The sequence below is a fragment of the Clavibacter michiganensis subsp. tessellarius genome (assembly GCF_021922985.1).
Lineage (GTDB): Bacteria > Actinomycetota > Actinomycetes > Actinomycetales > Microbacteriaceae > Clavibacter > Clavibacter tessellarius.
Genome location: NZ_CP040788.1, coordinates 1063142 through 1084450, shown reverse-complemented (window position 1 = coordinate 1084450; position 21309 = coordinate 1063142). Strand labels below are relative to the sequence as shown.

The 21309-nt window shown below is 71.6% G+C and carries 20 protein-coding genes; 11 read left to right on the top strand and 9 right to left on the bottom strand.

All coding sequences use genetic code 11. The features are described from left to right. Positions 1-10: 10 nt before the first annotated feature. From FGG90_RS04920 to tkt, 3 genes are all read right to left on the bottom strand, one after another. The gene (locus tag FGG90_RS04920) at positions 11-1606 is read right to left on the bottom strand and encodes a glucose-6-phosphate isomerase (protein ID WP_094129758.1); all 1596 of its coding nucleotides are present in this window, start codon (positions 1604-1606) and stop codon (positions 11-13) included. Next, a complete protein-coding gene (gene tal, locus FGG90_RS04915; protein WP_094129761.1) occupies positions 1603-2718 on the bottom strand; it encodes a transaldolase in 1116 nt (371 codons plus the stop codon). Before tal ends, FGG90_RS04920 begins: the two co-directional genes overlap by 4 nt. A gap of 154 nt (positions 2719-2872) precedes the next feature. Then, a complete protein-coding gene (gene tkt, locus FGG90_RS04910) occupies positions 2873-4963 on the bottom strand; it encodes a transketolase (RefSeq protein ID WP_094129764.1) in 2091 nt (696 codons plus the stop codon). A 173-nt stretch (positions 4964-5136) separates the two neighbouring features. On the opposite strand from tkt, the gene FGG90_RS04905 reads away from it, so the two are divergent. Next, positions 5137-6057 (top strand): heme o synthase, encoded by a 921-nt coding sequence (locus FGG90_RS04905; RefSeq protein WP_086517552.1) that lies wholly within the window; start codon positions 5137-5139, stop codon positions 6055-6057. Positions 6058-6617: 560 nt separating this feature from the next. Here the strand turns inward: FGG90_RS04905 and FGG90_RS04900 are convergent. Then, positions 6618-7628, bottom strand: coding sequence for a COX15/CtaA family protein (locus FGG90_RS04900; protein ID WP_094129767.1), 1011 nt, complete (start codon positions 7626-7628; stop codon positions 6618-6620). Positions 7629-7892: 264 nt separating this feature from the next. Here FGG90_RS04900 and sufB point away from each other — a divergent pair, with 264 nt between their 5' ends. The 6 genes from sufB (at position 7893) to FGG90_RS04870 (ending at position 13783) form a co-directional block, all read left to right on the top strand. Then, the gene (sufB, locus tag FGG90_RS04895; RefSeq protein WP_043669553.1) at positions 7893-9311 is read left to right on the top strand and encodes a Fe-S cluster assembly protein SufB; all 1419 of its coding nucleotides are present in this window, start codon (positions 7893-7895) and stop codon (positions 9309-9311) included. Further along, positions 9312-10520 (top strand): Fe-S cluster assembly protein SufD, encoded by a 1209-nt coding sequence (sufD, locus tag FGG90_RS04890; protein ID WP_210433063.1) that lies wholly within the window; start codon positions 9312-9314, stop codon positions 10518-10520. Continuing rightward, entirely contained in the window at positions 10517-10837 is a 321-nt protein-coding gene (locus FGG90_RS04885) for a non-heme iron oxygenase ferredoxin subunit (protein ID WP_045528105.1), read from the top strand. The genes sufD and FGG90_RS04885 overlap by 4 nt, the downstream gene beginning before the upstream one ends. A 13-nt stretch (positions 10838-10850) precedes the next feature. Then, the gene (gene sufC / locus FGG90_RS04880; RefSeq protein WP_015490399.1) at positions 10851-11621 is read left to right on the top strand and encodes a Fe-S cluster assembly ATPase SufC; all 771 of its coding nucleotides are present in this window, start codon (positions 10851-10853) and stop codon (positions 11619-11621) included. Positions 11622-11683: 62 nt separating this feature from the next. Further along, positions 11684-11953 carry a metal-sulfur cluster assembly factor gene (locus FGG90_RS04875; RefSeq protein WP_052129085.1) on the top strand — a complete coding sequence of 90 codons (270 nt, stop codon included), beginning with the start codon at positions 11684-11686 and terminating at the stop codon, positions 11951-11953. A 231-nt stretch (positions 11954-12184) separates the two neighbouring features. Further along, positions 12185-13783 (top strand): ABC-F family ATP-binding cassette domain-containing protein, encoded by a 1599-nt coding sequence (locus tag FGG90_RS04870; RefSeq protein WP_094129770.1) that lies wholly within the window; start codon positions 12185-12187, stop codon positions 13781-13783. Positions 13784-13837: 54 nt separating this feature from the next. On the opposite strand, the gene FGG90_RS04865 is transcribed toward FGG90_RS04870, so the two are convergent. From FGG90_RS04865 to FGG90_RS04855, 3 genes are read right to left on the bottom strand one after another with little or no spacing between them, the layout of a single operon-like run. Further along, positions 13838-14683 (bottom strand): SURF1 family cytochrome oxidase biogenesis protein, encoded by an 846-nt coding sequence (locus FGG90_RS04865; protein ID WP_094129773.1) that lies wholly within the window; start codon positions 14681-14683, stop codon positions 13838-13840. Continuing rightward, positions 14680-14934 (bottom strand): hypothetical protein, encoded by a 255-nt coding sequence (locus FGG90_RS04860; RefSeq protein ID WP_094129776.1) that lies wholly within the window; start codon positions 14932-14934, stop codon positions 14680-14682. Before FGG90_RS04860 ends, FGG90_RS04865 begins: the two co-directional genes overlap by 4 nt. Beyond that, positions 14931-15353, bottom strand: a complete 423-nt coding sequence (locus tag FGG90_RS04855; protein ID WP_237583520.1) for a DUF3099 domain-containing protein — start codon at positions 15351-15353, stop codon at positions 14931-14933. The genes FGG90_RS04860 and FGG90_RS04855 overlap by 4 nt, the downstream gene beginning before the upstream one ends. Before the next feature lie 185 nt (positions 15354-15538). Between FGG90_RS04855 and fabG the strand changes: the two genes are divergently transcribed. Both fabG and FGG90_RS04845 read left to right on the top strand, forming a co-directional pair. Beyond that, a complete protein-coding gene (fabG, locus tag FGG90_RS04850; protein WP_094129782.1) occupies positions 15539-16249 on the top strand; it encodes a 3-oxoacyl-ACP reductase FabG in 711 nt (236 codons plus the stop codon). Positions 16250-16272: 23 nt separating this feature from the next. After that, positions 16273-17229, top strand: coding sequence for a phosphotransferase enzyme family protein (locus FGG90_RS04845; protein WP_094129785.1), 957 nt, complete (start codon positions 16273-16275; stop codon positions 17227-17229). Positions 17230-17256: 27 nt separating this feature from the next. On the opposite strand, the gene serB is transcribed toward FGG90_RS04845, so the two are convergent. After that, entirely contained in the window at positions 17257-17955 is a 699-nt protein-coding gene (gene serB / locus FGG90_RS04840; RefSeq protein WP_210433064.1) for a phosphoserine phosphatase SerB, read from the bottom strand. Next, a complete protein-coding gene (locus tag FGG90_RS04835; RefSeq protein WP_094129788.1) occupies positions 17952-19193 on the bottom strand; it encodes a glucose-1-phosphate adenylyltransferase in 1242 nt (413 codons plus the stop codon). The genes serB and FGG90_RS04835 overlap by 4 nt, the downstream gene beginning before the upstream one ends. A gap of 46 nt (positions 19194-19239) precedes the next feature. Here FGG90_RS04835 and glgA point away from each other — a divergent pair, with 46 nt between their 5' ends. Together glgA and FGG90_RS04825 are read left to right on the top strand one after the other, a co-directional pair. Continuing rightward, entirely contained in the window at positions 19240-20424 is a 1185-nt protein-coding gene (glgA, locus tag FGG90_RS04830) for a glycogen synthase (protein WP_094129791.1), read from the top strand. Between the two features lie 63 nt (positions 20425-20487). Then, positions 20488-21276, top strand: coding sequence for an ABC transporter ATP-binding protein (locus FGG90_RS04825; RefSeq protein WP_094129794.1), 789 nt, complete (start codon positions 20488-20490; stop codon positions 21274-21276). Positions 21277-21309: the final 33 nt, after the last annotated feature.

The following is a 21309-nucleotide window of genomic DNA, read 5'->3' as shown; positions in this document are numbered from 1 at the left end:
GGCGATGCGGTCATTCGAGCGTCGAGAGCAGAGCCCGGGCGTCCGTGGTGGGGTCGGTTAGGTTCAGTCGCAGGACGGGACGACCGTGCTCGGCGAGCACGGTGGCGTCGCCGGCGGCCTGCGCCTGGATGAGCTCGCCGAAGGTGAAGGGGCGGTCCGGGATCTCGAGGTCCGACGCGGCGTCCGCGGTGATCTGCAGAAACACGCCGACGGGGGTGCCGCCCTTGTGGAACTGCCCCGTGGAGTGCAGGAACCGGGGACCCCAGCCGAACGTGACGGGACGGCCGGCCTTGCGGGCCACGGCGTCGCGGAGGCGCTCGAGCTCGGGGAGCGCGAGGCGGTCGACGAAGGCCTGGACGGCGACGTAGCCCGTGGGGCCGACCTGCGCGAGCAGGGCGTCGATCGCCGAGGACACGTCGGTCGCGCCGTCGGTGACGTCGCTCGTGCCGCGGACCTCGATGCCGTCCGTCGTGACGACGGGGGCCTCGGGGGCGGGGCGGTCGTCCAGCAGTCCGCGCGCGGCGACCTTGGCGGCCTCCACGTCGGGCTGGTCGAACGGGTTGATCTCGAGCAGGCGTCCCGCGACGGCGACGGCGTACTCCCACGTGAGGATCTGCGCGCCCAGCGTGCCGCTGATGACGATCTCGCCCTCGGCGGCGTCGTGCGCGTCGGCGTCGGCGACGAGCCGTGCGATCTGCAGGTCGGCGAGGCCGAGCGAGAGCTCGGGGGCGTCGGTCGGCAGCACGACGGGCAGCAGGCCCGTGCCGAGCTTGCCGGTCGACTCCGCGATGAGCTGCTCGACCCAGTCGCCGAAGCCCACGATGTGCGTGCCGTCGGAGACGATGCCGAGCTTGTCCTTCAGCGGCGAGGTGCCGGCGATCGCGGCGCCGAGCACGAGACCCGGGTTCGACACGTCGTCGACGGCGAGCTGCGCGGACGCGGCCTCCGCCTCGTCGAGCAGCCCGGAGATGTCTGCGCCGGCGAGGCCGGACGGCACGAGGCCGAACGCGGTCAGCGCGCTGTAGCGGCCGCCCACGTCGGGGTCCGCGTTGAAGACGCGGTAGCCGTCGGCGCGGGCCGACTCGTCGAGCGGGGAGCCGGGGTCGGTGACGATGACGATGCGGCGGGTCGGGTCGATTCCCGCCTCGCGGAACGACTTCTCGTAGACGCGCTTCTGGCTGTCGGTCTCGAGCGTGGAGCCCGACTTCGACGAGATGACCACGACCGTGGTGGCGAGGCGGTCGCCGAGTGCGGCGAGGACCTGGCCGGGGTCGGTCGAGTCGAGGACCGTGAGCTCGACGCCCGCGGTGCGGGTGATGACCTCGGGAGCGAGCGAGGATCCGCCCATGCCGCCGAGGACGACGTGGTCGACGCCCTCGCCGCGGAGCTCCTCGCGGAGCGCCTCGATCTCGGCGACGAGCGGGCGCGAGACGGAGACCGCCTGCGTCCAGCCGAGGCGCTTCGTGGCCTCGGACTCGGCGTCCGGGCCCCAGAGGCTGCCGTCGAGGCCCGTGATGCCGGAGGCGACGTGCGCCTCGACGAGCGCGGGCACGTGGGTCTCGACGGCCGTGGCCGCCGCGCCGCTCAGCGCGATGCGGACGCTCACTTGGCGCCGTCCAGGGCGTTCGTGACGGTCTCGATGAGCTCGCTCCACGACACCTTGAACTTCTCGACGCCCTCCTTCTCGAGGAGCTCGGTGACCTCCTTGTAGGAGATGCCGAGCGAGTCGACCTCGTTGAGGATCGCGTTCGCGGCGTCGTAGGAGCCCGTGATGGTGTCGCCCTCGATGACGCCGTGGTCGGCGGTCGCGTCGAGCGTCTTCTCCGGCATCGTGTTGACGACGTCGGCCGCGACGAGCTGCGTCACGTAGAGCGTGTCGGGCAGGTCGGGGCTCTTGACGCCCGTCGAGGCCCAGAGGGGGCGCTGCTTGTTGGCGCCGGCGCCGAGGAGGCCCTGGGCCCGCTCGGACGCGAAGGACTGCTCGAAGGCCTGGTAGGCGAGCTGCGCGTTGGCGACGCCGGCCTTGCTCTTGAGCGCCGTGGCCTGCTCGGTGCCGAGCGCGTCGAGGCGCTTGTCGATCTCGGTGTCGACGCGCGACACGAAGAAGGACGCGACCGAGTGGATGGTCGACAGGTCGATGCCCGCCGCCTTCGCCTTCTCGAGGCCGGTGAGGTACGCGTTGATGACCTCGCGGTAGCGCTCGAGCGAGAAGATCAGGGTCACGTTGACGCTGATGCCGGCGCCGATGACCTCGGTGATCGCCTCGAGGCCCTCGCGGGTCGCGGGGATCTTGATCATGACGTTGGGCTCGGCGATCTTGTCCCACAGCTTGTGGGCCTCGTCGATGGTCGCCTGCGTGTCGTTCGCGAAGTCGGGGGAGACCTCGATGGAGACGCGGCCGTCGAAGCCGGCGGTGCGGTCGTAGACGGGGCGGAAGATGCGCGCGGCCTCGCCGACGTCGCGGGTGGTGATCTCGAAGACCGCGCGGTCGACGTCGGCGCCGTCGGCCGCGAGCTCGCGGACCTGGGCGTCGTACGCCTCGCCCTTGGCGAGGGCCGACGCGAAGATGGTGGGGTTGGTGGTGATGCCGACGACGTCGCGGTCGGCGATCACCTTCTCGATGCCCTTGGCGTCGATGCGCTCGCGGGACAGGTCGTCGAGCCAGATGCTGACGCCGGCGGCGGAGAGCTGCGCGGTGGGGGATGTGGTGTCGGTCATGTTGCCTTCTCCATGCTGGTTGTGAGGTTCTGGGGGAGGGGCGCGCACGCGCGCCCCTCACGTGTACCCGACCCGGGGGCCTCGTCGAGGCGAGCGGGTCGGGGCGGGCCGGTGGGGAGCGGAGCAGCTCGGCCGCCCCGCTCCTCGTCAGCTTCTAGAGGGAGGCGATGGACTCCTTGGCCGCCTTCACGACGGCCTCCGTGGTGATGCCGAACTCGCGGTACAGGACCTCGTACTCGGCGCTGGCGCCGAAGTGCTCGATCGAGATGCTGCGTCCGTGGTGCCCGACGTACTGCTTCCAGGAGAGCGAGATGCCCGCCTCGACGGAGACGCGCGCGGCGACCGCCTCGGGGAGCACGTGCTCCTTGTAGGCCGCGTCCTGCTCCTCGAACCACTCGAGGCTCGGGGCGCTGACGACGCGGGCCTGGACGCCCTCCGCGGCGAGGGCCTCGCGGGCCTCCAGCGCGAACTGGACCTCGGAGCCCGTGGCGATGAGGATCACGTCGGGCGTGCCCTCGGTGTCGGCGAGGACGTAGGCGCCCTTCGCGACGCCGGCGGCCGAGGCGTACTCGGTGGCCGTCGCGTCGCCCGTGCCGCGCTCGACGACGGGCAGGTTCTGGCGCGACAGCGCGAGACCCGCGGGTCCCATGCGACGCGTCAGGATCGTCTTCCACGCCTGGGCGGTCTCGTTGGCGTCCGCGGGGCGGATGACGTCGAGGCCCGGGATGGCGCGGAGGCTGGCGAGCTGCTCCACCGGCTGGTGGGTCGGCCCGTCGCCGCCGAGCGCGACGGAGTCGTGCGTCCAGACGAAGATCGACGGCGCCTTCATGAGCGCGGCGAGACGGACCGCCGGGCGCATGTAGTCGCTGAAGATGAGGAACGTGCCGCCGAAGGGGCGCGTGTTGCCGTGGAGGACGATGCCGTTGAGGATCGCGCCCATCGCGTGCTCGCGGATGCCGAAGTGGAGGACGCGGCCGTAGGGGTCGCCCTTCCACATGTCGGTGGAGCGCTCGGCGGGGACGAAGGACGGCGCGGACTCGATGGTCGTGTTGTTCGACTCGGCGAGGTCGGCGGAGCCGCCCCACAGCTCGGGCATGACCTCGGCGATGGCGTTGATGACCTTGCCGGACGCGGCGCGCGTCGAGACGTCCTTGCCCGCGGGGAACACGGGGAGCGCGTCGTCGAGGCCCTCGGGGGCGTCGCCGGCGAGGACGCGGTCGAGCAGCGTCTTGCGCTCGGGGTTCGCCTCGGCCCACGCGGCGAGCTTCTCCTCCCACTCGCGGTGCTGCTCCTGGCCGCGCTCGACGGCCTGGCGCGTGTGCTCGAGGACGCCGTCAGGCACCTCGAAGCTCTTCTCGGGGTCGAAGCCGACGATCTGCTTGACGGCCGCGAGCTCCTCGGCGCCCAGGGCGGAGCCGTGGATCTTGCCGGAGTTCTGCTTCTTCGGGGACGGCCAGCCGATGATCGTCTTGAGGATGATGAGCGAGGGCTTGCGCGTCTCGGCCTTGGCGGCCTCGACGGCGTCGAACAGCTCCTGGACGTCCTCGACGTACTCGCCGCTCTTCTTCCAGTCCACGTGCTGCACGTGCCAGCCGTAGGACTCGTAGCGCGCGGCCACGTCCTCGGTGAAGGCGATGTCCGTGTCGTCCTCGATCGAGATCTGGTTGCTGTCGTAGATCGCGATGAGGTTGCCGAGCTCCTGGTGCCCCGCGAGCGAGGACGCCTCGGAGGTGATGCCCTCCTGCATGTCGCCGTCGCCGGCGATGACGTACACGAAGTGGTCGAAGGGGCTCTCGCCCGCCGGGGTCTCCGGGTCGAACAGGCCGCGCTCGTAACGGGCGGCGTAGGCGAAGCCGACGGAGGAGGCGAGGCCCTGGCCGAGCGGGCCGGTGGTGATCTCGACGCCGTCGGTGTGGCCGTACTCCGGGTGGCCCGGGGTCTTGGAGTCCCACGTGCGGAGGGCCTGGAGGTCCTCGATCTCGAGGCCGTAGCCGCCGAGGAAGAACTGCGTGTACTGCGTCAGCGAGCTGTGGCCCACCGAGAGGATGAACCGGTCGCGACCGATCCAGGTGCTGTCGGACGGGTCGCGGCGCATGACCTTCTGGAAGAGGAGGTAGGCCGCCGGGGCCAGGCTCATGGCGGTGCCGGGGTGACCGTTTCCGACCTTCTCGACCGCGTCCGCGGCGAGGATCCGTGCGGTGTCGACCGCCTTGCTGTCGATGGGGTCCCATTGCAATGCTGCCACTTGGTTCTAGCCCTTCTGAAGATGGGGGGAGGCCCAGCCGGACCGCCTATCAGTATAGGGAACACCCACCCGGCCCTCGGTGTTCCGAGCCCGTCCGGGCGCCCGCCCGCGGCTCGGCTCGCAGGTGCCGTGGCCTACCATGGGGAGGGAATGTCCGGCGAGTTAGAGGTGCGATGAACGTTGCGGTGCAGAGCCGGGTCGATCGGGAGACGATCGGCGTGGCGAGGAAGACCAAGGCGTACGTCGCACTGACGAAGCCGCGCGTCATCGAGCTCCTGCTCGTGACCACCGCGCCCGTCATGATCCTCGCCCAGGGCGGATGGCCGAACCCCTGGCTGATCCTCGGCGTGCTCGTCGGCGGCACCCTGAGCGCCGGCAGCGCCAACGCGTTCAACTGCTACATCGACCGCGACATCGACCGCGTCATGAAGCGCACGCAACGTCGGCCGCTCGTCACGGGGGAGCTGTCGGACCGCGAGGCCCTCGTCTTCGCCTGGGTCATCGGCGTCGCCAGCATCGTCTGGCTCGGCGTCATCTCGAACTGGCTCGCCGCCGCGCTGTCGCTCGCCGCGATCCTCTTCTACGTCTTCGTCTACACGCTCTGGCTCAAGCGCCGCACGCCGCAGAACATCGTGTGGGGCGGAGCCGCCGGCTGCATGCCCGTCCTCATCGGCTGGGCCGCGGTCACGGGCGACATCTCGTGGGCGCCGGTCATCCTCTTCATGATCGTGTTCCTCTGGACGCCGCCGCACTACTGGCCCCTGTCCATGAAGTACCGCGACGACTACGCCTCGGTGAACGTGCCGATGCTCGCGGTGGTCCGCGGGCGGGCGGCCGTCGGCCTCCAGACCATCCTCTACGCGTGGGCGACGCTCGCCTGCTCGCTGCTGCTCATCCCGGTCGCCGGCATGGGCCTCGTCTACACGCTCGCGGCCCTCGCGGGCGGCGGCTGGTTCGTCTACGAGACGCACCGCCTGTACGACCTCGCGGTGCGCCACGAGCCCATCAAGCCGATGCGCGTGTTCCACGCGTCCATCTCCTACCTCTCGCTGCTGTTCCTCGCGGTCGGCATCGATCCGCTGCTGCCCTTCTGATCCGCGCGGCCGCGAGCGGGACGATCGCGAGGCGGTGCGCCCCGGCTCCGGCCCACGCGACGGTTCGTGGCGGCCAGGCCCGGCGCCTGACGTCCGACGGCCGGTCTCCGAACGGCGGACGCCTCACCGGCGGTCGCCGAACATCTGACGGCGCGTGGCGAGTCGGTCGGACGGCCGTCGCCGCGCGACCTCCTGCCGGACGGCTCCTCGGCATCCCGGGGAGGGGCGTGCCATGACGGGGACCCGCCCGGGACGCTCGCACCCGGCTGTCGGTCAGGTCGCGTGTCCGACGGAGAGCGCCTCCGGCTGTCGGTCACGCGATGTCCGCGCGCCTCGGACGCCGGTGCCGCCGCCCTCGCCCGAGCGGGGCATGGGATCGCCGTGGTCTCCGGGAATCCCGCGGGGCTCGCGCGAGGTCGCTGCGGCGACGGATCGAGGCACCGTGCGGACCGCCGTTCGACACGGCGACGCCCGGAGCGGGACCGTGCGGACCGCCGCCCGGACGGCGACGCCCGCCCGAGCGGTGCTCGGACGGGCGTCGACGGGAGCGCGTCCCGGGATCAGCCGACGTGGGCGGCGCGACGCACCTCGGCGGGCGTGAGGCGGAGCGCGTCCGCGCGACGCGTCGTGCTCAGGAGCGTCGCCGTCATGGCGGAGGCCAGCAGGCAGGCGAGCACCATGTGCAGGCCCACCAGGAACTCGGGGAGCCCGGTGCGCGCCTGGATCAGCCCCACCGCGATCTGCAGCAGCTCCACGCCGAGGAGCACGCGCGTCCACCGGGAGACGGCGGCCCAGCGGTGGCGTGCCGCGATCGCGACCAGGGCGATCGTGAGGCCGAACGTCGTGTAGGCCGGCCAGCTGTGCACGTGCTGCAGCAGCTCGGGGTCGAGGCCGTTGCGCGCGGCGCCCTGGTCCCCGGCGTGGGGGCCGGATCCGGTCACGACGATGCCGACGAGGATGGTGACGCCCACGGCGGCGGCCGTCACCCGCGCCAGCGCGAGGAAGGACGCGGGGACCGACCGCTCCGCCTCGTCGAGCGGGTGGTACGTGCGCCACACCAGGACGGTGGACAGGACCACGAGCACCACCGAGACGACGAAGTGCAGGCCCACGATGTAGGGGTTGAGGCCCGTGAGCACCGTGATGCCGCCGATGACGCCCTGCGCCGGGATGCCGAGGCCGATGGCGAGCGCGAGGGAGAAGAGCCCGCGTCCGCGGTTCCGCAGCCGCAGGACCGCCAGGAACGTGGCGATCGCGACGATCACCAGGACGAACGTGAGCAGGCGGTTGCCGAACTCGATGATCCCGTGCACGCCCATCTCCGGCGTCGACACGAACGAGTCGGCCGTGCACCGCGGCCAGGTGGGGCAGCCGAGCCCGGAGCCCGTGAGCCGCACCAGCCCGCCCGTGCCGACGACGAGCGTCTGCACGACGAGCGTGGTCCAGACGAGGATCCGCGTCGCGCGGGTGATCCCGTCCGGCAGCCGCTCCCGCAGCCTCCTCGCCACCATGGTGGTCTGACCTAGCACGCTCCCACTGGGAGACTGCCCCGCATCGGTGCCGTGAGTCACTGCCTGCCTTCCGCGCCCGCTGGATTGCCCGTAGAATCGGGTGGTTCATGGAACACGTCGGGCCTTGCGGCATCCGGCACGTCAGCGAGGACGGCGGGAACAAGTCCACCCGCGTTCATGTTCATCCTAAGAGGGGTGCGAGGCGCGAAGCCGCGGCATCCCTGAGACCCACAGTCTTCCCCTCGTCACCGAAGCGGCCCCGCCGTGCGAGGGGGTTGCCGATACGGCGCTGATACGCCCAGATCGTCAGGAAAGCAGGTAGCCATGTCAGATGTGCTCATCGACCGACCGGAGCTCGAGAGCCTGGGGCAGTACGAGTTCGGCTGGTCCGACTCCGACGTCGCCGGCGCCTCGGCCAAGCGCGGCATCTCCCCCCAGGTCGTCGCCGACATCTCGCGGCGGAAGGACGAGCCCGAGTGGATGCTCGCGAACCGCATGAAGGGCTACGAGCTCTTCGGCAAGAAGCCCATGCCGACGTGGGGCGCCGACCTGTCCGGCATCGACTTCGACAACATCAAGTACTTCGTGCGCTCCACGGAGAAGCAGGCCCAGACGTGGGAGGACCTGCCCGACGACATCAAGAACACGTACGAGCGGCTCGGCATCCCCGAGGCGGAGCGCCAGCGCCTCGTCTCCGGCGTCGCGGCCCAGTACGAGTCCGAGGTCGTCTTCCACTCCATCCAGAAGGAGCTCGAGGACCAGGGCGTCATCTTCATGGACACCGACACGGCGCTGCGCGAGCACCCGGACCTGTTCAAGGAGTACTTCGGCACCGTCATCCCCGCGGGCGACAACAAGTTCGCGGCGCTGAACACGGCCGTGTGGTCCGGCGGCTCCTTCGTGTACGTGCCCAAGGGCGTCCACGTCGAGATCCCGCTGCAGGCGTACTTCCGCATCAACACCGAGAACATGGGCCAGTTCGAGCGGACGCTGATCATCGCGGACGAGGGCAGCTACGTCCACTACATCGAGGGCTGCACCGCGCCCATCTACAAGTCCGACTCGCTGCACTCCGCGGTCGTCGAGATCATCGTGAAGAAGGACGCCCGCGTCCGCTACACGACCATCCAGAACTGGTCGAACAACGTCTACAACCTCGTCACCAAGCGCGCGACGGCGGCCGAGGGCGCGACCATGGAGTGGATCGACGGCAACATCGGGTCCAAGGTCACGATGAAGTACCCCTCCATCTACCTCATGGGCGAGCGCGCCAAGGGCGAGACGCTGTCCGTCGCCTTCGCGGGCCCCGGCCAGCACCAGGACGCCGGCGCGAAGATGGTGCACATGGCGCCGTACACGCAGTCGTCGATCGTCTCGAAGTCCATCGCGCGCGGCGGCGGCCGGGCCGGCTACCGCGGCGAGATCCGCGTCGACGCGGCCGCCCACCACTCCGCCAACACCGTCCGCTGCGACGCGCTGCTGGTCGACACCATCTCCCGCTCCGACACGTACCCCGCGATCGACATCCGCGTGGACGACGTGCAGCTCGGCCACGAGGCCACGGTCTCGCGCGTCAGCGAGGAGCAGCTGTTCTACCTGATGAGCCGGGGCATGCCCGAGGACGAGGCCATGGCCATGATCGTCCGCGGCTTCATCGAGCCCATCGCCCGAGAGCTGCCCATGGAGTACGCGCTCGAACTCAACAAGCTCATCGAGATGGGCATGGAAGGATCCGTCGGCTAGATGACGACCCCACTCGCCACCACCGAAGCCGTCGCCCCCCTGGGGAACGGCGCCCGACCGCACACCGACGGAGGGTGGGGCGTCATCCCCATCCAGACCCGCTCCGAGCGCTTCACGTCCACGGACGTCGAGGCGTTCGACGCCGTCACCGGCCGTGAGGCCGTCTGGAAGCTGACGCCCGTCCGCCGGCTCGACGACCTCATCTCCGGAGAGCTCGACGGCTCGCGCTACCCGGTCACGAGCTCCGAGGCGGCCGGCACGTCCGTCTCCTGGATCCCGCGGGACGACGCCCGCGTCGGCACCGCCGGCGCCCCCGAGGACCGCGCCCAGGCCAACGCCTGGTCGTCGTTCGGCGAGGCGCTCGCCATCGACGTCACCGGGGAGGAGCGCGTCACCGTCACGGTCGGCCGCTCCGACCTCGGCTCCGTCGCGCGCGCCGCGCACACCGTCATCACGGCCGCGCCTTTCAGCCGGGGCGTGGTCATCCTCGACAACGCCGGATCCGCGTCGCTCGTCGAGAACGTCGAGATTGTCGTCGGCGACCAGGCCGAGCTCACCGTCGTGACCGTGCAGCAGTGGGACGACGAGGCGCGCCACCTGGCCGCGCACCAGGCCGTCGTCGGCCGCGACGCGAAGCTCAAGCACGTGGTGGTGACGCTCGGCGGATCCATCGTCCGGGTCAACCCCTCGGCCCACCTCTCGAACGAGGGCGCCGACGGCGAGCTGCTCGGCGTGTACTTCGCCGACGCGGGCCAGCACCTCGAGCAGCAGGTGTACGTGGACCACGACGCCCCGAACACCCGCAGCCGCGTGACCTACAAGGGCGCGCTGCAGGGGAAGGGCGCGCGCACCGTGTGGATCGGCGACGTGCTCATCCGCCGCTCCGCGCCCGGCACCGACTCCTACGAGCAGAACCGCAACCTGGTCCTCACGGACGGCACGCGCGCCGACTCGGTCCCGAACCTCGAGATCGAGACCGGCGACATCGCCGGCGCCGGTCACGCGAGCGCCACGGGCCGCTTCGACGACGAGCAGCTCTTCTACCTGCAGGCCCGCGGCATCACCGAGGAGGAGGCGCGCCGCCTCGTCGTGCGCGGCTTCCTCAGCGAGATCGTGCAGCAGATCGGCGTCCCCGACCTCGAGGAGCGGCTGCAGGCCGCCATCGAGGCCGAGCTGGCCGGCACGACCACCGGGGCGGTCGTCCGATGACCGCCGTCCGCATCTGCGCCGTCGACGAGCTGGGCGAGAACGAGGCGCTCCGCATCGAGATCGAGGGCCTCGCCATCGCGCTCGTGAAGGACTCCTCCGGCACCGTGCATGCCATCGGCGACACCTGCACGCACGGCGACATCTCGCTGGCCGAGGGGTTCGTCGAGGGCGACACCCTCGAGTGCTGGGCCCACGGGTCGAAGTTCTCCCTCGAGACGGGCAAGCCGCGCACTCTGCCGGCGTACGAGCCCGTCCCCGTCTACCCCGTGTCGATCGTGGACGGCGACATCCACATCGACACCACCCCGAAGAGCTAGAGGAACCGCACGCATGTCAACTCTCACCATCACCGACCTGCACGTCAGCGTCGACACCGAGCAGGGTCGCAAGCAGATCCTCAAGGGCGTCGACCTCACGATCAACGAGGGCGAGATCCACGCGATCATGGGCCCCAACGGCTCGGGAAAGTCCACGCTGGCGTACACGATCTCGGGCCACCCGAAGTACCACGTCGACTCCGGTTCCATCACGCTCGACGGCGTCGAGGTCCTCGACATGACGGTGGACGAGCGCGCCCGCGCGGGTCTCTTCCTGGCCATGCAGTACCCGGTCGAGATCCCGGGCGTCACCACGACGAACTTCCTCCGCACCGCCAAGACCGCGATCGACGGCGAGGCCCCGGCCATCCGCGGGTGGATCAAGGACGTCCGCACCTCCATGGCGGCGCTCAAGATGGACCCCGCGTTCGCCGAGCGCAACGTCAACGAGGGCTTCTCCGGCGGCGAGAAGAAGCGCAACGAGGTGCTGCAGCTCGAGCTGCTCAAGCCGAAGTTCGCGGTGCTCGACGAGACCGACTCCGGCCTCGACGTCGACGCGCTCAAGATCGTCTCCGAGGGCGTCAACCGCGCGAAGGCGAACACGGGCCTCGGGCTCCTGCTCATCACGCACTACACGCGCATCCTCCGCTACATCCAGCCCGACTTCGTGCACGTGTTCGTCGCGGGCCGCGTCGCCGAGCAGGGCGGCCGCGAGCTGGCCGACCGCCTCGAGGAGGAGGGCTACGACCGCTTCCTCACCCCCTCGACCACGGTGGACGCGTGAGCACGCAGAGCACGCTGACCCCGGCCAAGTTCGACGAGGTCGAGGAGGCGCTCAAGGACGTCATGGATCCCGAGCTCGGGATCAACGTGGTCGACCTGGGGCTCATCTACGACCTCGCGTGGGACGACGAGAACGATGCCCTCATCATCCACATGACGCTGACGTCGGCGGGCTGCCCGCTGACGGACGTGCTCGAGGAGCAGACCGCGGAGGCGCTCGACGGCGTCGTGGCGGCGTTCCGCATCAACTGGGTGTGGATGCCGCCGTGGGGTCCCGAGCGGATCACCGACGACGGCCGCGACATGATGCGGGCCCTCGGCTTCTCCATCTGATCCGCGCCCCGCGTCGCCCGACCACGACGGCCCCACCCGCACCGGGTGGGGCCGTCGTCGCGTCGGCGCCCTCCCGCCCGGTCCGGGGAGGGTCCGGACGCCGCCGTCTCGTACACTGGACCGGTCGGGTCCGATGGACGCCCTCGACCGACCGGGCTCGACCCCCTCTGCTGCGGGTCGCCCTCATCCCACGGACCGTGGGACATCCGCTGATCAGAAGGACCCCTCACCGTGCTCGCTGTACACGACCTGGAGCTGCGCGTCGGCGCCCGCGTCCTCATGGAGGACGTCTCGTTCCGGGTGAGCCCGGGGGACAAGATCGGCCTCGTCGGCCGCAACGGCGCCGGCAAGACGACTCTCACCAAGATCCTCGCGGGGGAGGGCCAGCCCACGGGCGGCCGCATCGACCGCTCCGGCGAGATCGGCTACCTCCCGCAGGACCCGCGCTCCGGCAACCCGGAGGACCTGGCGCGCACGCGCATCCTCGACGCCCGCGGCCTCGGCACGCTCTCGCTCGACATGCAGCGCGCGATGCTCGAGATGGCGTCCACGGACGAGAAGGTCTCGGCGAAGGCCATGAAGGACTACGGCCGGCTCGAGGAGCGCTTCGTCGCGCTCGGCGGCTACGCGGCCGAGGCGGAGGCCGCGTCCATCGCGAGCAACCTCAGCCTGCCCGACCGGATCCTCGACCAGCCGCTCAGCACCCTCTCCGGCGGCCAGCGCCGTCGCATCGAGCTCGCGCGCATCCTCTTCTCCGGCGCCGACACGATGCTGCTCGACGAGCCCACCAACCACCTCGACGCCGACTCCGTCACCTGGCTCCGCGAGTTCCTCAAGGGGTACCAGGGCGGGCTCATCGTGATCAGCCACGACGTGGAGCTCGTGGGCGACACCGTCAACCGCGTCTTCTACCTCGACGCCAACCGCATGGTCATCGACATCTACAACATGGGCTGGAAGCACTACCAGCGCCAGCGCGCCGCGGACGAGGAGCGCCGCAAGAAGGAGCGCGCCAACGTCGAGAAGAAGGCGGGCGTCCTCCAGCTGCAGGCCGCGAAGTTCGGCGCGAAGGCGTCGAAGGCCGCCGCCGCCCACCAGATGGTGCGGCGCGCGGAGAAGATGCTCTCCGGCCTCGAGGAGGTGCGCGCGGTCGACCGCGTGGCGAAGCTGCGCTTCCCCGAGCCCGTCGCCTGCGGGCGCACGCCGCTCATGGCGAGCGACCTCAGCAAGAACTACGGCTCGCTGGAGATCTTCACGGCCGTCGACCTCGCGATCGACCGCGGGAGCAAGGTCGTCATCCTCGGCCTCAACGGCGCGGGCAAGACGACGCTGCTGCGGATCCTCGCGGGCGTCGACCAGCCCGACACCGGCCGGCTCGAACCCGGCCACGGTCTGCGCATCGGCTACTACGCGCAGGAGCACGAGACGATCGACGTGAAGCGCAGCGTGCTGGAGAACATGGTGTCCTCCTCGCCGGACATCTCCGAGATGGAGGCGCGACGCGTCCTCGGCTCGTTCCTGTTCACGGGCGACGACTCGGCGAAGCCCGCGGGCGTCCTGTCCGGCGGCGAGAAGACGCGCCTGGCCCTGGCGATGATCGTCGTGTCGGGCGCCAATGTGCTGCTCCTCGACGAGCCCACCAACAACCTCGACCCCGCGAGCCGCGAGGAGATCCTCGGCGCGCTCAACACGTACTCCGGCGCCGTCGTGCTCGTGAGCCACGACTCCGGCGCGGTGGAGGCGCTCAACCCCGAGCGCGTCCTCATCATGCCGGAGGGCACCGAGGACCACTGGAGCCCCGACTACATGGACCTCATCGAGCTCGCCTGACCCACCCGGTCGCGGCCGTCGCCCTCGGGGCGCGGCCGCCTCCGTTGCATCGGCTCAGCGGGCCTCGTCGAGGATCCGGTCCTCGACGTCGGCGTCCGAGGGCTGCTTCCGCGCGCGCTTCGCCTGGCGGGCGCGCTCCCGGTCCTGCTCCTCGGGGTCGTCCTGGTTGATGATGCGGTACTCGTTGCGGATCGCGACGCCGAGCCCCACGAACGCGATGACCGCGAACACGAGCCACTGGAACGCGTAGGAGAGGTGCGGGCCCTCGTCCTCCTCCGGCCGCGGCGTGGCGAACGGCGTGGCGTCGGCGGGCGCGGGGTCCTCCGACATCAGCAGGCCGTACGCGCCCGTGAACGTCGGCGCCTGGACGCGCTCGGCGATGTCGGGCAGGTTCACGGTGGCGATCTGCCCCTCGGGAGCCGAGCGCCCCGGCAGCTCGGGCTCGCCGGCCTTGAGGCGCGCCGTGACGGTGACCTGGCCCGCGGGCGGAGCCGGCACGGAGTCGGGGGAGTCCTGCGAGTTGCCGATGGGCACCCACCCGCGGTCCACGACGAACACCCGGCCGTCCTCGAGGCGCAGCGGCGTGAGGACCTCGAAGCCGGGCTGGCCGTTGAAGGGGCGGTTGCGCGCGAGGATCTGCTGGTCGACGAGGTACGTGCCCGTCATCGAGACGGGGGTCCACTTCTGCGTGTCGACGTACGCGGAGGTGTCGGCGAGCACCTGGTCCACCGGCTGGGGAGCGCGGTCCCAGTTGTCCTCGACCTTCGCGATCTCGGCGAGGGCCTCGTCGCGGCGCGCGAACTGCCAGTGGCTGAGCAGCACGCAGGCGATGGAGAACACCACGGCCACGAGCAGGTAGCCCGCCCATCGGCGGTTGAGGACGAAGCGCCAGCGGCTCACGCGATCGCCCCCTCGACGGGTGCGTCGACGGCGGCGACCCGCACCGGGAAGTCGCGGCCGGCGAGGAAGTCGCGGAGGAAGTCGACGTGCTCGTCGCAGGCCGTCCAGGTCTTGACGCGCTCGACCCCGTGGATCCGCGGGTTCCGCCACTCGACCCGCCAGGCGGCGTCCGCCCGGCAGCCGGCGCGCGAGCACTCGACGACGTCGGGGGACGGGCCGGAGCCGAGCCCCCAGGAGGCGAGCCCGCTCACGCGTCGGTCGGGGAGTCGGGCACGCCCGGCTCGGCGGCCGATGCGGGGCGGGCGGCGTCCGGGCGCGGCGCGGGGGCGCGGCCGGTCTCGTACGTGGTGAAGGGCTCGGGCGTCGTGAAGGGCTCGGAGGAGCGGAACGGCTCCGACGGCGCGTACGGCTCCGACATCGTGAACGGCTCGGACGGGACGTACGGCTCGGCCGGCGGCGGGAAGCCCGAGTGCCGCGCGGAGACGACGATCACGCCGCCCGGACGCTCGACCGCGGTTCCCTGGTTGCCGCCCACGTTCGCGAGGATGACCGCGAAGTAGGGGAGCACGACGGCGCCGACGGCCGCGACGGCGAGCCACCAGCCCTGGAGGAAGAGGCAGGAGAGGATGCAGACCATCCTGATGCTCATCGCGATGGTGTACTTCACCATGCGGGCGTGGCGATCCTCCTGCGGGGACCGGGGGAGGCTGGTGACCGATTGCTGCGAGGCTGGCATGCGTGGTTGGCGTCCTTCGAGGGCACGTCGCGCGCCCCATCGGGACCAGGGTACGCCCGGCCACCGATAGGCTCGTCCGCGTCCGCGAGCCCCCGCCGAGCCGTAATGGAAGGTCCCCCATGAGCACTGCACGCACCGTCCTCGTCACCGGAGGCAACAGGGGGATCGGGTTCGCGATCGCGGAGGAGATGCTCCGCCGGGGCCACCGCGTCGCCGTCACCGCCCGGTCGGGCGAGGGCCCTGCCGGCAGCCTCACCGTCCGCGCCGACGTCACGGACGCCGCGTCCGTCGACGCCGCGTTCACGGAGGTCGAGGCCGCGTACGGGCCCGTCGAGGTCGTGGTCGCCAACGCCGGCATCACCCGCGACACCCTCATGATGCGCATGAGCGACGCCGACTTCACCGAGGTCGTCGACACGAACCTCGGCGGCGCGTTCCGGGTCGTCAAGCGCGCGTCGAAGGGCATGCTCAAGGCGCGCTTCGGCCGCATCGTCCTCATCTCGAGCGTCGTCGGCCTCTACGGCTCCGGCGGGCAGGTCAACTACGCGGCGTCCAAGAGCGGGCTGGTGGGCCTCGCGCGCTCGGTCACGCGCGAGCTCGGCGGCCGCGGCATCACCGCGAACGTCGTGGCTCCCGGCTTCATCGAGACCGACATGACGGCCGAGCTCCCCGAGGCGACCGCGGCCGAGTACCGGAAGTCCATCCCCGCCGGCCGCTACGGCACCGCGGCCGAGGTCGCGGGCGTCGTCGCGTGGATCGCGTCGGACGAGGCGGCGTACGTCTCCGGCGCCGTCATCCCCGTCGACGGCGGCCTCGGCATGGGCCACTGACCCCGCTCGCGGGGGAGACGGCCGTGTCCGACCTCCTGGCCGCGTGGGACCTCGGTCCCGCCGCGCTCACCGAGCTGGGGGCCACGCACAACCACGCGTACCGCGTGGACGTCGACGGCGGATCCCGGTACCTGCTCCGCCTGCACGTCGCCCGGCGGAAGCCCCACGAGATCGACCTCGAGCTCGACTGGCTGGCCCTGCTCGCCGAGCGCGGCGGGCCCTCGGTCCCCGTGCCGCAGCGCACGCGCGACGGCGCCTGGACGGCCACGGTCGAGGCCGCCGTGCCGGACGACGACGAGGTCGGCCTGCGCCGCGCGGTGACGGGCGCGTCGGGGGACCGGGTCGAGCTGCGGCTCGCGAGCCTCCTCACCTGGCACGACGGCGACATGCTGAGCAGCCTCCCCGCGTCGTCGGATGCGGGGCCGTTCGCCGAGGCGCTGGCGTCCCTGCACTCCGCGGGGGCGGATCCGCAGGCGGTCGCGCTCGCGTCGCGCCGCCGGCGCTACGACGCCGACTACGCCGCCTTCCGGCTGGAGCGGCTGGCGGACGGGTATCCCGGGATCATGGCCGACGGATCCACCGCCGCCGCGCTCGCGGGCGCCGTCGAGGAGCTGCGGGCCACGCTCGCGCAGGCGGGCCCGCCGATCATGGTGCACGGCGACTACCACCCGGGCAACCTCATCCAGGGTCCCGCGGGCGCGTCCGTCATCGACTTCGACCGCTGCGGGCTGGGGCCCGCCGGGCTCGACGTCGCGGCCGCGATCATGTACCTCGCGCCGCGGCAGCGCGCCCAGTTCCACAGCGCCTACACGGCGGCGGGCGGCAGCACGGGCGTCCCGGACGAGCGCTTCGGCGCGTTCATCTTCCTGGCGTACCTCGACAACGTCACGCACCTCGCGAGCCTGCCGTCCGAGCGCGAGCGGATGCCCGCGAACATCGCGCAGCTCGTGGCCATCGCCCGGGCGGTCGTCACCGGCTGAGGCGGCGACGCGCGGATCGGCCGGGCGTCAGCGGGGGAGGCCGAGGAGCGCGAGCACCTGCGCGAGGTCGCGACGGTCGACGCAGACGTCGGCGCGCGCGCGGACGGCCGGCTTCGCGTCGAAGGCGACGGAGAGGCCGGCGACGGCCATCATCTCGAGGTCGTTGGCGCCGTCGCCCACGGCGACCACGCGGGAGAGCGGGATGCCGAGCCCGGCGCTCCACTCCTCGACGGCGGCGCGCTTCGCCGCGGCGTCGATGACGGGTCCGGTGACGCGTCCCGTGAGGCGCCCGTCGGCGGTCTCCAGCCGGTTCGCGCGCCAGAGGTCGAGTCCGAGCCGCTCGGCGAGGGGATCCAGCAGCTCGTGGAAGCCGCCGGAGACGACGGCCACCGCGTGGCCGGCGTCGTGCAGCCCGGCCACGAGCCGCTCGGCGCCCGGCGTGACGCGGATCCGCGCTCCGACGATGGCGTGCACCGACTCCGGCAGGCCCGCCAGCGTGCGCACGCGGGAGCGGAGGCTCTCGGCGAAGTCGAGCTCGCCCCGCATCGCCCGCTCGGTGACGTCGGCGACCTCGTCGAGCGAGCCCGCCTCCGCGGCCAGCAGCTCGATCGCCTCGTCCTCGATGAGCGTGGAGTCGACGTCGAGCACGACGAGCATGCGCGGGCGCGCCGACCGCGGCTCGGACGCGGCCGTCGCGGGTGGCGTCAGGGGGAGGACGGCGCTCACGGGGTGACGCGCACGCCCTTGCCCACGACGGTGATCCCGCCGTCGGTGACCGTGAAGCCGCGCGCGCGGTCGCGGTCGTGGTCCACGCCGACGGTGGCGCCGGGCTCGACCTCGACGTCCTTGTCGAGGATGGCGCGGCTGATGACCGCGCCGGCCCCGATGTGCACCTTGTCGAACACGATGGAGTCGACGATGCGCGCCTGCGACTCGGCGATGACCCACGGTCCGAGGACGCTGCGCTCCACGTGGGCGCCGCTGATGACGCCGCCCAGCGAGGTGATGGAGTCGATCATCGTGCCCGTGTTGCCCTGGGCGTCGCGGACGAACTTCGCCGGCGGGCTGTTGAGCTGCTGGCTGAAGATCGGCCAGTCCTTGTTGTAGAGGTTGAACACCGGCAGCGCCGAGATGAGGTCCTGGTGCGCGTCGAAGAACGACTCGATCGTGCCGACGTCGCGCCAGTAGTAGCGGTCGCGGTCGTTGGCGCCGGGGACCTCGTTGCGGTTGAGGTCGTAGACGCCCGCGTTCCCCTGCTCCACGAACCACGGGACGATGTCGCCGCCCATGTCGTGCGCGGACTCGGGGTTCTCGCCGTCGCGGCGCACCGCGTCGATGAGCTGGTCGGTGTCGAAGACGTAGTTGCCCATGGAGGCGAGCACCTCGCCGGGGGAGTCGTCGAGGCCCTGCGGGTCCTTCGGCTTCTCGAGGAACGCGCGGATCGCGTAGGGGTTCGCCGGGTCCACGTCGATCACGCCGAACTGGTCGGCCAGCTCGATGGGCTGGCGGATGGCGGCGACCGTCGCGCCGTGGCCCGACGCGATGTGCGCGTCGATCATCTGGCTGAAGTCCATGCGGTACACGTGGTCCGCGCCCACCACGACGACGATGTCGGGCTTCTCGTCGTTGATGAGGTTGAGGCTCTGCAGGATGGCGTCGGCCGAGCCGCTGAACCAGCGCTTGCCGAGGCGCTGCTGGGCGGGGACCGAGGCGATGTAGGAGTTGAGCATCTGGTTGAGGCGCCAGGTCTGCGACACGTGGCGGTCGAGCGAGTGCGACTTGTACTGCGTCAGCACGACGATCTGCGTCAGCCCCGAGTTGATGAGGTTGGAGAGCGCGAAGTCGATGAGCCGGTACTGGCCGCCGAACGGGACGGCGGGCTTGGCGCGGTCCGCGGTGAGCGGCATGAGCCTCTTGCCCTCGCCGCCGGCGAGCACGATTCCAAAGATCTTCTTCGATGCCATTGCCCCAGCGTAGATGCACCGCAGGGCATGTACTAGCGTTCGACGAATGCGAGCAGACGTGATCACCAAGGAGTATCCGCCCGAGGTCTACGGGGGTGCCGGGGTGCACGTCACGGAGCTCGTGAAGGCGATGCGGCAGCGGACCGAGGTCGTGGTCCGGGCGTTCGGGGCGCCGCGCGACGAGCCCGGCGTCTTCTCCTACCCCGTGCCGTCGGAGCTCGCGGGCGCCAACGCGACCCTGCAGACCATGGCCGTCGACCTCGCCATCGCGAGCGACGTCGCCGGCGCCGACGTGGTGCACTCCCACACCTGGTACGCGAACCACGCGGGCCACGTCGCGTCGATGCTGCACGGCATCCCGCACGTCGTCACGGCCCACAGCCTCGAGCCGCTTCGTCCGTGGAAGGCCGAGCAGCTGGGCGGCGGCTACCGCGTCTCCAGCTGGATCGAGCGCACGGCGTACGAGGCGGCCGACGCCGTCATCGCCGTGAGCGACGGCATGAAGCGCGACATCCTCCGCTCGTACCCCGCGCTCGACGATGCGCGCGTGCACACCGTCTACAACGGCATCGACCTCGAGGCCTGGGCGCCCGTGCACGACGACGAGCTCGTGCGCTCCCTCGGCATCGACCCGTCGCGGCCGTCGGTCGTGTTCGTCGGCCGCATCACCCGCCAGAAGGGCCTGCCGTACCTGCTGCGCGCGGCCGCGCTCCTGCCCGCCGACGTGCAGATGGTGCTGTGCGCCGGCGCGCCCGACACCCCGCAGATCATGGAGGAGGTGACGGCCCTCGTCCGCGGCCTCCAGGAGGAGCGCTCGGGCGTCGTCTGGATCGACCGCCTGCTGCCGCGCCGCGAGCTCTCCGCCGTGCTCACCGCCGGCACGGTCTTCGTCTGCCCGTCGGTCTACGAGCCGCTCGGCATCGTGAACCTCGAGGCGATGGCGTGCGGCGCGCCCGTCGTCGGCACCGCCACGGGCGGGATCCCCGAGGTCGTCGACGACGGCGTCACCGGCCGGCTCGTCCCCATCGACCAGGCCACCGACGGCACGGGAACGCCCACCGACCCCGAGCGCTTCGTCCGCGACCTCGCCGCCGCGCTCATCGAGGTCGTCGCGGATCCCGACGCCGCCCGCCGCATGGGCGAGGCCGGCCGGGCGCGCGCCGAGCGCGAGTTCGGCTGGGACCGGATCGCCCGGCAGACCGAGGCGATCTACGCGTCGATCCTCCGCTGACCGGCTCCCCGGCCCGGGTGCCGTCGGGCCGGAGCCGCGGCCCGGGCGGATAGACTGGCGGGCATGAGCCACGTCCTCTCCCTGTCCGGAGTGTCCTTCGTCCGGAACGGGACGACCATCCTCGACCACGTGGACTGGACCGTCGACGGCGACGAGCGCTGGGTCGTCCTCGGCCCGAACGGCGCCGGCAAGACGAGCCTCCTGCAGATCGCCTCGGCGATGGCGCACCCGTCCTCCGGCACGGCCACCGTCCTCGACCACGAGCTGGGCCGCGTCGACGTCTTCGAGCTGCGCTCGCGCATCGGCTTCGCCTCCACCGCGATGGCGCGCCGCATCCCCGCCGACGAGACCGTGCTCGACGTCGTGCTCACGGCCGCGTACTCGGTCACCGGCCGCTGGAACGAGGACTACGAGGACATCGACGTGCGCCGCGCGCAGCGCGTCCTCGCCGAGTGGCGCCTCGACCACCTCGAGCAGCGCCGGTTCGGCACGCTGAGCGACGGCGAGCAGAAGCGCGTGCAGATCGCCCGCTCGATCATGACCGACCCCGAGCTCCTGCTCCTCGACGAGCCCGCCGCGAGCCTCGACCTCGGCGCGCGCGAGGAGCTGCTGCAGCTGCTCGGCGGCTACGCGTCCGCCCCCGAGGCGCCCGGCATCGTCATGGTCACGCACCACGTGGAGGAGATCCCGCGCGGGTTCACGCATGGGCTGCTCCTGCGCGACGGCGCCGTCGTCGCGGCCGGACCGCTCGCGGACGTCATCACCGCCGACAACCTGGGCCGCACCTTCCGCCTGGAGCTCGAGGTCACGCAGGACGACGGCCGCTTCACGGCCCGCGCCGTCCGCCGCTGATCCGCCTGCGCCGTCCCTCGGCGCGCCGACCCG

What these genes read in the sequence shown, in the direction of transcription:
- tal (WP_094129761.1), bottom strand. Translation starts at nt 2,718, where the DNA reads ATGACCGACACCACATCCCCCACCGCGCAGCTCTCCGCCGCCGGCGTC.
- FGG90_RS04905 (WP_086517552.1), top strand. Translation starts at nt 5,137, where the DNA reads ATGAACGTTGCGGTGCAGAGCCGGGTCGATCGGGAGACGATCGGCGTG.
- sufB (WP_043669553.1), top strand. Translation starts at nt 7,893, where the DNA reads ATGTCAGATGTGCTCATCGACCGACCGGAGCTCGAGAGCCTGGGGCAG.
- sufD (WP_210433063.1), top strand. Translation starts at nt 9,312, where the DNA reads ATGACGACCCCACTCGCCACCACCGAAGCCGTCGCCCCCCTGGGGAAC.
- FGG90_RS04885 (WP_045528105.1), top strand. Translation starts at nt 10,517, where the DNA reads ATGACCGCCGTCCGCATCTGCGCCGTCGACGAGCTGGGCGAGAACGAG.
- sufC (WP_015490399.1), top strand. Translation starts at nt 10,851, where the DNA reads ATGTCAACTCTCACCATCACCGACCTGCACGTCAGCGTCGACACCGAG.
- FGG90_RS04875 (WP_052129085.1), top strand. Translation starts at nt 11,684, where the DNA reads ATGGATCCCGAGCTCGGGATCAACGTGGTCGACCTGGGGCTCATCTAC.
- FGG90_RS04855 (WP_237583520.1), bottom strand. Translation starts at nt 15,353, where the DNA reads ATGGTGAAGTACACCATCGCGATGAGCATCAGGATGGTCTGCATCCTC.
- fabG (WP_094129782.1), top strand. Translation starts at nt 15,539, where the DNA reads ATGAGCACTGCACGCACCGTCCTCGTCACCGGAGGCAACAGGGGGATC.
- FGG90_RS04835 (WP_094129788.1), bottom strand. Translation starts at nt 19,193, where the DNA reads ATGGCATCGAAGAAGATCTTTGGAATCGTGCTCGCCGGCGGCGAGGGC.
- glgA (WP_094129791.1), top strand. Translation starts at nt 19,240, where the DNA reads ATGCGAGCAGACGTGATCACCAAGGAGTATCCGCCCGAGGTCTACGGG.
- FGG90_RS04825 (WP_094129794.1), top strand. Translation starts at nt 20,488, where the DNA reads ATGAGCCACGTCCTCTCCCTGTCCGGAGTGTCCTTCGTCCGGAACGGG.